The organism is Pseudarthrobacter sp. Hb11, from assembly GCF_059383655.1.
On record NZ_JBWZCM010000001.1, the window covers coordinates 756,251 to 768,438 of the forward strand.

Here is a 12,188-nt window from a genome sequence, read left to right on the forward strand (position 1 = left end):
TCATGAGCGAAAGCAGCATCCCGTCCCGTCCTGCCGCTTTCAGCTATCCGGGCCATGGTGCCAACGCCCGGATCGGAGTGGCAATCTGCCACGGTTTCACCGGCAGCCCCCTGAGTGTGTTGCCGTGGGCGGAACACCTCGCTGCCCAGGGATACGCGGTTACGGTGCCGCTGCTGCCCGGGCACGGGACGGACTGGCGCGAGCTCGCCCGGACACGCTGGAGCGACTGGTACGGCAGCTTCGAAACCGCCTACCTTGAGCTTTCGGAGCGGACTGAAACGTGCTTCGTCGCGGGTTTGTCCATGGGCGGAGCCATCGCGCTGCTGACTGCGTCCAGGCACCAGGTGGCGGGCGTTTCGGTGGTCAACCCCGGCCTGAGTTTCTACGACCGCCGGGTACGCGTCATTGGCGTGCTGAAGTACTTTCAGAAGACCGCCCTCCCCATCCAGGAGGAGCAGCCCACGGCGGTTGTCACTGAAGACGGCGACTATTCGCGCACTCCCCTCGCTGCCGTCCACGAATTGAAGAAGCTGTTCGGAGCCGCAATCCGGGGCCTGCCCCTCGTCACCGCTCCCGTGCAGGTGTTCAAGTCCCACACCGACGCAGTAGTCCCGCCCACCTCGCTTGCGGTCCTAAGAAAACGCCTTGGTATGCACCTTGTGGAGGTGGTCAGCCTTGCCAGCAGCGGCCATGTGGCTACGCTGGACGTGGATGCGCCGGAAATCTTTGCCAAGTCCGGCGCCTTTTTCTACGCCATCGCCCGCCAGAACACTTCAGTGGAGAGCCCATGACCTCCAGTCCGGACCACAGCCCCTACAGCAGTGCATTCAACGGCGGGGGGCCCCGGATCGGTGTGGTCCTCTCGCACGGGTTCACGGGAAGCCCCCACGGCCTGCGCACGTGGGCGCAGGCTTTTGCCGCCGCGGGTTTTGCTGTCCGCATGCCCCTGTTGCCGGGCCACGGCACCAGCTGGCAGGAACTTGCCCGGACCACGTGGCAGCAGTGGCATGGGGCGCTTGACGACGCCTACCTGGAACTCGACGCCGACTGCGACTACGTCTTTTCAGCCGGCCTCAGCATGGGTGGTGCGCTGGCGCTGCGCATCGCCGCCACGCGTCCGGTGGCAGGGGTGGTGCTCGTGAACCCGGGACTTGTCATTGATGACCCCCGCGCGCCGCTCGCCGGAATCCTGAAGCTGGTCATGAAAAGCACGCCGGCCATCGCGAACGACATCCTTAAGGAAGGCATGGACGAGGGTGCCTATAACCGCACCCCGGTAGCTGCCGCCCACGAACTCAACAAGATGTTCAAAGACACCATCAGGATCCTGCCCAGGGTCACCGCTCCCGTGCAGGTCTACCGTTCCACCGTTGACCATGTAGTGTCCGATTCGAGCATCGTGGCCCTGCGCCGCGGCCTCACGCACGCTCCCCTGGAGCTGGTAAGGCTGGAAAACAGTTACCACGTTGCCACTATGGACAACGACGCCGAACAAATCTTTGCGGGTTCGGTGGACTTTATCCGCGGTGTGGTTTCCGCTGCCGGCCCTGTGTCCGCAACAGCAGCACTGCCCGGCCAGGAGGCTTCCCATGAACAGGCCTGACGCGGGCTCACCGGACCAGGGAGCCAACCACGACGACGCCGTTTGGCTTGATCTCGTGGCCCGCCTCGAATCAGACTCCCCAACAGGGCCTGCGGGTACCGGTACCGCCGACGGCACGCAGGCGCCGGAAGGCACCCCCGCTGCCGCCGGCAGGTCCGCCACGTTCCGGGACTTCGACCCCCTGGGACTGGCCGGGGCTGCCCCCACCGAACTGTCCGCCGCCGAGCGGCAGGACTCTGCCCCAGGCGGCGCCGCCGGGAACGGCAACGCGGCTGCCGGGCCACGCGATTATGACGTGGACGGGGACGATGGCGACTTCATTCCCGAGGAACCGCCGAGCCTCGCGGGAACAGATCCGTTGACCATGCTGGCCTGGCTGGCAGCAGTGGGCGGGCCCATAGCGCTGTTGCTGTCGGCCATGTTCTGGCGCTCGGCACCATTGCTCGCTGTGGTGGGCATCGTGGGCGTGTTTGTGCTGGGAACGGTCTACCTGATCATGAAGCTTCCGAAGGAAAAAGACGAGAACGACGACGGCGCACGCGTTTAGTGCCCGCCCCGGTTAGTAGCTCAGGCGCGTACCCTGCTGCTCACCCGGGAGAGATCCGCCGCCCCGATCAGCCCGGCGTTCGGGCCCAGGGCCGCCAATTGAATGCCGGCGGCAGGCCGGAACCCGCGGCCGGTGAGGTTCCGTGAAAATGCCTTTCGGGCAGGTTCCACCAGCAGGTCCCCGGCGGAACAGAGGCCGCCGCCGATAACGAACAGCCCGGGATCCAGCGCGGCCGCCAGGTTGGCCAGGCCCAAACCCAGCCAGTCGCCTACTTCATCAATAAGTTCACGGGAAGCGGCGTCACCTGCCAGGGCCAGGTCGGTGACGATTGCGCCCGTGATGGTATCGGTGTTGCCGCCCACGGCAGCCAGCAGGTCCTGGGCCACCGGGGAGTTGGCCCGCGCCAGGATCCGGGCTTCACGTCCCAGGGCATTCCCGGACGCATACTGCTCCCAGCACCCCCGGTTGCCGCACTCGCACCGGTGCCCGCCAGGCATGATGATCTGGTGGCCGAACTCGCCGGCTACGCCAAACCTGCCGCGCTCGACCCGCCCGTCCATCACCATGGCCCCGCCGATTCCCGTACCCAGGGTGATGCACACCAGGCGGTCCTCACCCTGGCCGGCACCAAAGCGCCATTCGGCCCACGCTGCGGCATCGGCGTCGTTCGCAAGCAGTACGGGACGGCGCAAGAGGTGCTGCAGGTTTTCCCGGAGCGGTTCGTTCCGCCAGGCCAGATGCGGGCTGAAAAGCACCGTGCCGCCGTCGAGATCCATCCACCCTGCGGCGCCGATCCCCACCGACCAGATCCGGTGCCCCCGCCCAAGCTCCTCCACGAGTTCCACGATGACCTGTTCCACTGCCCGCGGGTCCGTGCCCGGCGTTGAGCGGCGCGCCTCATTGAGGATCCTGCCTTCGGCGTCCACGACGCCGGCCGCCACCTTGGTGCCCCCGATGTCGATGCCGATGGCGAGGCCCTTGCGCCCGAGGCGCAGGTGTTCGCGGAAGCCTTCACCGTGGCGCAACCTGGTCCGGCCGGTAGTCGGGCGCCGCCTCCACGGAGCTGGTCGTCGCAAGGGGCCGGTCTGTTCGCCGGGGGGCGGTGCATACATAGTCAACCATTCTAGGCGGGCGGTTCCGGCGCCAGAGGAGGGCGCCCCCGCATGTCCCGCCCGGCACCATTGACGGCTAAGTTACTGATCAGTAGCTTTAGATACTGCACGGCCCGGTACAGCCGTACTAGTCTTTAGGCATACCCTGCGCGGGTCTTCGGATATCAAAGGAGCTATAGTGCGCGAATTCAGTGTTCCGCCTCTTGTTGTTGTCCCACCGGAAACCAACATCACTGATCTGGTATTGCGGCAGGCTGCAAAGCCCAGCAACCCGGCACTGTTTTCGCGGCTCGATTCCGCCGGTGCCTGGCAGGACATTCGAGCCACGGACTTCCTGGCCGATGTCTCGGTCCTGGCCAAGGGACTTATGGCAAGCGGCGTTGCTGCGGGCGACCGCGTAGGCATCATGTCCCGCACGCGCTACGAATGGGCCCTGGTGGACTTTGCCATCTGGTTTGCGGGAGCAGTATCGGTTCCGATTTACGAAACCTCCTCTCCTTCGCAGGTGGCCTGGAACCTCGGTGACTCGGGGGCGGTGGCAGCCTTCGGCGAGGCAGCGCACCATGAGGACGTGATCCGCCAGGCGGTGACTGCGGAGGGCCTCACCGCGCTCCAGCACGTGTGGCAGCTGGAGGGCCAGGGCCTGGATGCCCTCCGTGAAGCCGGTCGCGGGGTCAGCGACGCAGACCTCGAGGCGCGGCGCGCGACCGCCAACCTGGACGACGTCGCCACCATCATCTACACCTCCGGCACTACGGGCCGCCCCAAGGGCTGCGAACTCACGCACGGAAACTTCGTTGAACTCTCGGACAACGCCCTGGCCATCATCGGCGAGATCGTCCACGAGAACGCGAAGACCATCATGTTCCTGCCGCTGGCCCACGTTTTCGCGCGCTTCATCTCCGTCCTGGCCATGGCCGCCGGAACCACCGTGGCCCACACCCCGGACATCAAGAACCTGCTCGCTGACCTGCAGAGCTACGAGCCCACGTTTATCCTCGCCGTACCCCGCGTTTTCGAAAAGGTCTACAACTCGGCGCTGACCAAGGCAGAGGACGGCGGCAAGGGCGCCATATTCCACAAAGCCGCGGACACCGCAATCGCCTTCTCAAAGGCGCGCCAGAACGGGCGGGTGGGCCTTGGCCTCAAGCTCCGCCACGCCCTCTTCGACAAGCTCGTGTACAGCAAGCTGCGGGCCGCCATGGGCGGCCACGTTGCCCACGCGGTCTCCGGAGGGGGCCCGCTGGGTGAACGCCTGGGCCACTTCTTCCAGGGCATTGGCCTGCAGGTCCTCGAAGGCTACGGCCTGACCGAAACCACGGCCCCCATCTCCGTGAACACTCCGTCGCTGATCAAGATCGGATCTGTCGGCAAGCCGCTGCCGGGGAACGCCGTCAGAATCGCCGAGGACGGTGAAATCCTCGCCAAGGGCGTCTGCGTGATGCACGGCTACTACAAGCGGGAGGACCTTACCTCGGAGACGTTCGCCGACGGATGGTTCCGCACCGGCGACATCGGCCGCCTCGACGAAGACGGCTTCGTATGGATCACCGGCCGCAAGAAGGAAATCATCGTGACTGCCGGAGGCAAGAACGTCATCCCGGCGCTCCTTGAGGATCAGATCCGCGCCGATGCCCTGGTCTCCCAGGTGCTGGTGGTGGGCGACAACAGGCCCTTCATCGGGGCACTTGTCACCCTGGACCAGGAGGCCCTGCCCGGCTGGCTGCAGCGCCACAACCTCCCCGCAAACACCTCCCTCGAGGACGCGGCCAACAACTCCGTGGTCAAGGCAGCAGTCCAGGACCTGATCACCGCAGCGAACGCCTCAGTGTCACAGGCCGAAGCGATCAAGTCCTTCCGGATCGTGCCCGCTGACTTCACCGAGGCATCCGGGCACCTCACCCCCTCCATGAAGGTCAAGCGGGCCCAGGTGATGAAGGACTTCGAGACGGTCATCGAAGAGATGTACGCGTCACCGCGCTCCTAGCCGTGGCGGGGAAAGGCAGGCCCCGATCCTCTGCGTGCTATGCAGGAGGCCCCGCGCACTGAAACGCATGACGAGACTGGCCTGGTCCGGCAGTGTGCGTAAAAGGGGCCCCGCGCTCCCGCTCGCCGCGAAGCGGCCTTAGCGGGGCGTGGGGAATAGCACGCAGAGGATCATGCCTGCCGTGACCACGGCGACGCAACGAAGCAACGAAGCAAAAAGGGCCCTCCCGCCGTGAGCTTCTCACGCCGGGAGGACCCTTTCGTATTTCTTAGTTATGTGGTTACTGCTCGATTACCAGCAGCAGGTCTCCGCCCTGGACCTGCTCCACCGAGGAGATGGCGAGCCGGGCAACCTTGCCGGCAGCCGGCGTCGTGATGGACGCTTCCATCTTCATGGCTTCGATGGTGGCCACGGTGTCTCCCGCGTTCACGGTGTCGCCGGGCTTGACGGTTACGGTGACGGCACCGGCGAACGGGGCTGCCACGTGGCCGGGCTGGGCGGGGTCGGCCTTCTCTGCGGCCTTGACGTTGCTGACCACGGAACGGTCGCGGACCACCACGGGCCTGGACTGGCCGTTGAGGGTGCACATTACCGTGCGCATGCCCTTTTCGTCAGGCTCGGACACCGCTTCGAGGGACGCGATCAGCCGCACACCCTTCTCCAACTGGATTTCGTGCTCCTGGCCGCGCTGGAGTCCGTAGAGGTAATCCCGGGTGTCCAGGACCGAGATGTTGCCGTAGGTCTCCACGCTCTTCAGGTAGTCCTTGGTGGGTCCGTCGAAGAGCAGCCGGTTCAGCGTGTGCTGGCGGGTCTTGGAGTCGGACTTCAAGGCGGCGCTGTCTTCGGCGCTGAGCTCCACGTCGCGGACCTTCACGCTCCGGCCCTGGAGGGCTTTGGTGCGGAAGGGCTCGGGCCAGCCACCCGGAGGGTCACCCAGTTCGCCCGACAGGAATCCGATGACCGAATCCGGGATGTCGTAGTTCTGGGGGTTCTCGTTGAAGTCCGCCGGATCGGCGTTCAGGCCAACGAGGTGCAGGGCCAGGTCGCCCACCACCTTGGAGGACGGGGTGACCTTGACCAGGTGGCCCAGGATGCGGTCAGCGGCTGTGTACATGTCCTCGATCGCCTCAAAGCGCTCCCCCAGTCCCAGTGCCATCGCCTGCTGGCGGAGGTTCGAGAGCTGCCCGCCGGGGATCTCGTGCTGGTACACACGCCCGGTGGGGCCCGGAAGTCCGGACTCGAACGGCGCGTAGACGCGGCGGACGGCCTCCCAGTACGGTTCCAGCGAGCTGACAGCAGCAAGGCTGAGGCCGGTGTCCCGCGGGGTGTGTGCCAGCGCTGCAACCAGGGCCGAAGCCGACGGCTGGCTGGTGGTTCCCGCCAGCGAAGCGGAGGCAACGTCCACGGCGTCAACACCGGCGTCCACGGCCGACAGCAGGGTGGCCAGCTGGCCGCCTGCGGTGTCGTGCGTGTGCAGGTGCACCGGCAGGTCGAAACGTTCCCGCAGGGCGGAGACAAGTTTGGCCGCGGCGGCGGGACGGAGGAGGCCCGCCATGTCCTTGATCGCCAGGATGTGGGCTCCGGCGTCCACGATTTTCTGCGCCAGCTCCAGGTAGTAGTCCAGCGTGTAGAGCTTCTCTTCGGGGTCCAGCATGTCCCCGGTGTAGCAGAGTGCCACTTCGGCGACGGCGGTGCCTGTTGCCCGGACAGCGCGGATGGCGGGTGCCATCTGGCTGACGTCATTCAGGGCATCGAAGATGCGGAAGATGTCGATGCCGGTTGCCGCGGCCTCGTTGACGAACGCTTCGGTGACCTCTTCAGGGTAGGGCGTGTAGCCAACGGTGTTGCGGCCGCGGAGGAGCATCTGGATGCAAACGTTCGGCAGCGCCTGGCGAAGGGCGGCGAGCCGGTCCCAGGGGTCTTCACCCAGGAACCGGAGGGCGACGTCGTACGTGGCCCCACCCCAGGCCTCGACGGAGAGCAGCTCCGGCATCAGGGCGGTGACTGCGGGGCCCGCCGCCACGAGGTCGCGGGTACGGACGCGGGTGGCCAGGAGTGACTGGTGGGCGTCCCGGAAAGTGGTGTCTGTGACGGCCACTGCGTTCTGTTCGCGAAGCGCCTTGGCGAAGCCCGCGGGTCCCAGCTCAAGGAGCCGCTGCCGTGAGCCCGGTGCTGCTTGTATGTCCTTGACGGACGGCAGCTTGGCCGCAGGATTTGAGTGCACTGTCAGCTCGCCGTTCGGCTTGTTGACCGTGACCTCAGCCAGCCAGGTCAGGAGCTTGGTTCCGCGGTCGGCGGAGACCCGTGCCTTGAGAAGCTGCGGGCGCTCGTCAATGAAGTTCGTGGCGACGTCGCCGGCGATGAAGTCGGCGTCGTCAAGCACCGCCTGGAGGAAGGAGATGTTCGTGGAGACACCACGGATACGGAATTCGGCCAAGGCGCGGCGGGCACGGGCGACCGCGGCCGGGTAGTCCCTGCCGCGGCAGGTGAGCTTCACCAGCATGGAGTCGAAGTGGGGGCTGATCTCGGCACCCGAGTAGACAGTGCCGCCGTCGAGCCGTACGCCTGCTCCGCCGGCGGAACGGTAGCCGGTGATCTTTCCGACGTCGGGGCGGAAGCCGTTGGCCGGGTCCTCGGTGGTGATGCGGCTCTGCAGCGCGGCGCCCCGCAGCCTTACAGTGTCCTGGGAGAGCCCGAGGTCAGCAAGCGTTTCGCCGGCGGCAATCCGCATCTGCGCCTGCACGAGGTCTACGTCGGTGACTTCCTCGGTGACCGTATGCTCCACCTGGATGCGCGGGTTCATCTCGATAAAGACATGCTGGCCGGCACGCTCACCAACGGTGTCAACGAGAAATTCAACGGTGCCGGCATTGACGTAGTTCAGGGCCTTGGCGAACTTAACGGCGTCGCGGTACAGGGCCTGGCGGATGCCTTCGTCCAGGTTGGGGGCCGGGGCGATTTCAATGACCTTCTGGTGCCGGCGCTGGATGGAGCAGTCACGCTCGAAGAGGTGCATCACGTTGCCCTCGGCGTCGGCAAGGATCTGCACTTCGATGTGCCGCGGCCGCAGTACGGCCTGCTCGAGGAACATAGTGGGGTCGCCGAAGGCAGCGTCCGCCTCACGCATGGCAGACTGCAGGGCATCCGGCAGCGCCTCGCGGGTGTCCACCCGGCGCATGCCGCGCCCACCGCCGCCGGCCACGGCTTTGGCAAAAATGGGGAAACCGATCTCATCGGCGGCCGCGATGAGCTCGTCCAGGTCCTTGGAGGGCGCGCTGGACTTGAGAACGGGAACACCGGCGTCGCGGGCAGCCTTCAGCGCCGCAACTTTATTGCCCGCCAGTTCCAGGACCTCAGCCGGCGGACCAACAAAGGTAATGCCGGCTTCCTTCGCCGCGCGCGCCAGATCTGGATTTTCCGAGAGGAAACCGTATCCGGGGTAAATGGCGTCGGCACCGGACTCCTTTGCTACCCGCACCACTTCCGCAACGTCCAGGTACGCCCTTACGGGGTGGCCCTCTTCGCCAATCAGGTAGGCCTCGTCCGCTTTCTGGCGGTGGATCGAGTTCCTGTCCTCATTTGGAAATACAGCAACGGTCTTAGCGCCCAGCTCGTAGCCGGCGCGGAAGGCCCTGATCGCGATTTCGCCGCGGTTGGCCACCAGAACTTTGGAAAACATACTTCTCCTGCATCATTGCGGGTGGATCGGTGAGTGGTCACAGTGTCTAGGACCTGGAAGGACAAACACAAATCTTTGTGGCCACCATCACAGATTTCCCCGTCATGTCCCGAGCCCTTCTGCCGGACCGGGCGGAAACCGCCCTGGCAGCATACTCGGTGCCATGCCGACGCCTGATAAAGCAGGATTCGCCGACGCATCCACATATGATGAGTAGGGCGGCAGGACCGTCCGGCTTCGGCACTGCCGGAGCAAACATTACTCCCAACACGGCATCCGGCGTTAGGTTTTGGTCTCTCAAGTGCAAGTAGTCAGCATCAGCAGCCTCAAGGGTGGGGTCGGCAAGACTTCAGTCACCACAGGATTGGCGTCTGCAGCCCTTGCCGCAGGCATCCGCACGCTGGTGGTGGATCTTGATCCCCACGCAGACGCGACCACCGCCCTGGGCGTACAGCCCGGCGACCAGCTGGACATCGGAAGGATGCTCAAGAGCCCCCGCCGTGCCAAGCTCGCGGAGAACGTTGTGGGCAGCAGTTGGACGGCGAAGGCCCACTCCAACGGCTCGGGTCCGGCGGTTCTGGATGTCGCCGTCGGCTCTGCCTACACGGGCATCTATGACCGTCCGGACCTCAGCCGCCGCGACCTGCGGCGGCTGTCCTCGGTACTGGCCACCGCGGAGAACTACGAGCTGGTCCTGATCGACTGCCCGCCATCCCTCAACGGCCTGACCCGAATGGCGTGGTCAGCGAGCGACAAGGTTGCCCTGGTTGCCGAGCCGGGGCTGTTCTCCGTTGCGGGAACCGAGCGGACCATGAGGGCCATCCAGCTCTTCCGCCAGGAATTCGCGCCCAACTTGTCGCCCGCCGGCATCGTTGCCAACCGTGTGCGGTCCGGGTCCTCCGAGCACAGCTACCGGCTGGCCGAGATGGAGTCAATGTTCGGCGAGCTCCTCCTGAGCCCTCGAATCCCTGAGCAGGCAAACTGGCAGCAGATTCAGGGCGCCGCCCACCCGGTGCACCACTGGCCCGGCGAGTCAGCCAAAGCGGCCGCCGCCCTGTTCGATGACCTGCTGGCCAACCTGATGGCAGTAGGAAGCGGCTTGCGCAGCCGGGCACGCTAGAGAAGCAACATCAACAGCAGAGGCCGCTCTCCAAAGGGAGAGCGGCCTCTGCTGTTGACAACAGGCTGTGGCGCAGGCGTCAGCTGATCTTGCGGGCTGCCCGCCGTTTGCTCAGTTCGTCGTCCGGAAAGGACTGCTCAGCGGCATGTTCGCTCGGAAGCGACGCCAGGCTGCCTTCAACCTCTCGCCAGACGCGGCCGACGGCGATGCCGAAGACTCCCTGGCCGCCCTGGACGAGGTCAATGACTTCATCCGCGGATGTGCACTCGTAGACGCTGGCGCCGTCGCTCATCAGCGTGATCTGGGCGAGGTCCTCCACACCGCGTTCACGCAGGTGTTCTACCGCGGTGCGGATCTGCTGCAGTGATACGCCGGTGTCCAGCAGGCGCTTGACCACCTTGAGGACGAGGATGTCGCGGAAGCCATACAGCCGCTGGGATCCCGACCCGGCGGCGCCGCGGACAGCAGGTTCCACAAGTCCGGTGCGTGCCCAGTAATCCAGCTGGCGGTACGTGATGCCCGCTGCCTTGCACGCGGTGGGACCCCGGTATCCGGCGTCTTCGTCCAGGACAGGGAGGTCTTCGGTGAACAGGAGGCCCTGAGCACCGCTTGCGGGCACAGCAACACCGGCCGTGGGCTGTTTCAGCCCTCCTGCTTCGCCTTTGGGACTCACCTGGATCCTCCTTGTCATAAGCTCCGCGGGAAGAACTGCAGCAGCCTCAACAGGAATGAAGATCATGCCTGTAATTTCCGCGGGGCGCACCTTCCAGTGTGACTTGCGCGGCTGCCGTAAGCAATGGGAACTCGATACTTAGACGTTAGGCCCGCGGAGACCCAAGGTCAAAGACGTTGGGCCCTTCGAAGAGGCGTGTCGAAACTTTCATCCTCGACTTTAACCTTAACGTGACCTTAGCCGTCGAAATCCTCGGGTTCCACGTCGTCCAGGAACTCGCGGAACCGGCGCATCTCACGCTCTTCATCAACGGTGGGACCGGGCTCCGTGTCCTCACCCTCGTCGTGTTCCGTGATCCGGACGCCGGCTTCGTCCATTACGGAATCCGCGCACCAGATCCGGCACTTGGCACGGAGGGCGACGGCGAGGGCGTCGGAGGCACGCGAACTGACAGTGGTGCCGTTTTCGAACTGGAGCTGGCCGTAGAAGATGTTGTCCTCCACTGCCACAATGTTCACGCTGACCACGGAGTGGCCCAGCGACTCGACCACATCCACCAGGAGGTCGTGCGTCATGGGCCTAGGCGGAACCACTCCCTGCTGGGCAAGGGCGATGGCGCTGGCCTCGGGGGTGCCGATCCAAATGGGCACGTGGCGTTCCCCGTGCATCTCCCGCAGGAGGACCAGCGGCTGGTTGGAAGGCAGTTCGATCCGAACGCCTACGATCTCGACTTCAATCATCAGATGTCCATGCGTGAGATGTGGTCCTGCACCAGAGCACGGTGCAGGGTGAGGCAGAGGTCGCTGATTTCGCGGGCAGCCTCCGCCGCCCGCGCCTGGGACGCGGCGTCCTTGCGCGAAGCAAGCGGCGCCACAGCGCGTTCCACCAGGCCGAACTCCCTTTCGGCAGCTGCCTGAAAGGGCCGGAGGTGCCTGGGCTCGAGCCCGTGGCTTTCCAGCTGTACGCAGGCCCGGGCCACCTGGAGAGCGTGCTCGTCGAATTGCCCGTTGGAGTGGCTGACGAGGCCGAAGCTCAGAAGGGCCTGGAGCAGGGAAACGCTGGCGCCGGACTCCGTGCGGAGCTGCTCTTCGGTGAGCTTCCGTCCCCGGTTCTGCAGTTCCACGGCCAGCTCGTCCGAGACGATGCGCGGGGACACCACGACGCCGGGCGGCAGGTTCTCGGGCCGCTCTCCCCTGTCGATGGCGTCAAGGTAGTCCTTGATCACCTTCAGGGGAAGGTACTGGTCCCGCTGCAGAGCCAGCACAAAACGCAGCCGCTCCACGTCGCCGTCGGAATACTGCCGGTAGCCCGCCGGCGTGCGGCGGGGATTAATCAGGCCTTTTTCCTCGAGGAACCTGATTTTTGACGCTGTCATGCCAGGGAAGTCGCCGCTGAGCTGAGCGAGGACTTCGCCGATGTTCAGGACCTGCGGTCCCCGGCGTTCCGGTTGTGCCATTGCCACAGGCA

The 12,188-nt window shown here is 65.4% G+C and carries 10 protein-coding genes; 5 read left to right on the forward strand and 5 right to left on the reverse strand.

What is annotated here, in order from left to right:
* The first annotated feature begins 2 nt into the window (after positions 1-2).
* From AC50X7_RS03565 to AC50X7_RS03575, 3 genes are read left to right on the forward strand one after another with little or no spacing between them, the layout of a single operon-like run.
* Complete coding sequence (locus AC50X7_RS03565; RefSeq protein WP_494977771.1) at positions 3-791, forward strand: alpha/beta hydrolase; 789 nt, start codon at positions 3-5, stop codon at positions 789-791.
* A complete protein-coding gene (locus AC50X7_RS03570; RefSeq protein WP_494977772.1) occupies positions 788-1,603 on the forward strand; it encodes an alpha/beta hydrolase in 816 nt (271 codons plus the stop codon). Before AC50X7_RS03565 ends, AC50X7_RS03570 begins: the two co-directional genes overlap by 4 nt.
* Positions 1,590-2,150 carry a hypothetical protein gene (locus AC50X7_RS03575; protein ID WP_494977773.1) on the forward strand — a complete coding sequence of 187 codons (561 nt, stop codon included), beginning with the start codon at positions 1,590-1,592 and terminating at the stop codon, positions 2,148-2,150. The genes AC50X7_RS03570 and AC50X7_RS03575 overlap by 14 nt, the downstream gene beginning before the upstream one ends.
* 20 nt (positions 2,151-2,170) lie before the next feature.
* On the opposite strand, the gene AC50X7_RS03580 is transcribed toward AC50X7_RS03575, so the two are convergent.
* Complete coding sequence (locus AC50X7_RS03580; protein WP_494977774.1) at positions 2,171-3,262, reverse strand: ROK family glucokinase; 1,092 nt, start codon at positions 3,260-3,262, stop codon at positions 2,171-2,173.
* Between the two features lie 178 nt (positions 3,263-3,440).
* Here AC50X7_RS03580 and AC50X7_RS03585 point away from each other — a divergent pair, with 178 nt between their 5' ends.
* Positions 3,441-5,249: an AMP-dependent synthetase/ligase gene (locus AC50X7_RS03585; protein ID WP_494977775.1), complete on the forward strand. Its 1,809-nt coding sequence runs from the start codon at positions 3,441-3,443 to the stop codon at positions 5,247-5,249.
* A 280-nt stretch (positions 5,250-5,529) separates the two neighbouring features.
* On the opposite strand, the gene AC50X7_RS03590 is transcribed toward AC50X7_RS03585, so the two are convergent.
* Positions 5,530-8,928, reverse strand: coding sequence for a pyruvate carboxylase (locus tag AC50X7_RS03590; protein ID WP_494977776.1), 3,399 nt, complete (start codon positions 8,926-8,928; stop codon positions 5,530-5,532).
* 301 nt (positions 8,929-9,229) lie between these two features.
* Here AC50X7_RS03590 and AC50X7_RS03595 point away from each other — a divergent pair, with 301 nt between their 5' ends.
* On the forward strand, positions 9,230-10,048 hold the full coding sequence (locus tag AC50X7_RS03595) for a ParA family protein (RefSeq protein ID WP_494977777.1): 819 nt from the start codon (positions 9,230-9,232) through the stop codon (positions 10,046-10,048).
* Between the two features lie 79 nt (positions 10,049-10,127).
* On the opposite strand, the gene AC50X7_RS03600 is transcribed toward AC50X7_RS03595, so the two are convergent.
* The 3 genes from AC50X7_RS03600 to ftsR form a co-directional block, all read right to left on the reverse strand.
* On the reverse strand, positions 10,128-10,721 hold the full coding sequence (locus AC50X7_RS03600) for a MerR family transcriptional regulator (RefSeq protein WP_009358601.1): 594 nt from the start codon (positions 10,719-10,721) through the stop codon (positions 10,128-10,130).
* A gap of 236 nt (positions 10,722-10,957) precedes the next feature.
* Positions 10,958-11,461 (reverse strand): bifunctional nuclease family protein, encoded by a 504-nt coding sequence (locus AC50X7_RS03605; RefSeq protein ID WP_104045283.1) that lies wholly within the window; start codon positions 11,459-11,461, stop codon positions 10,958-10,960.
* Positions 11,461-12,177 (reverse strand): transcriptional regulator FtsR, encoded by a 717-nt coding sequence (ftsR, locus tag AC50X7_RS03610; protein WP_494977778.1) that lies wholly within the window; start codon positions 12,175-12,177, stop codon positions 11,461-11,463. The genes AC50X7_RS03605 and ftsR overlap by 1 nt, the downstream gene beginning before the upstream one ends.
* Positions 12,178-12,188: the final 11 nt, after the last annotated feature.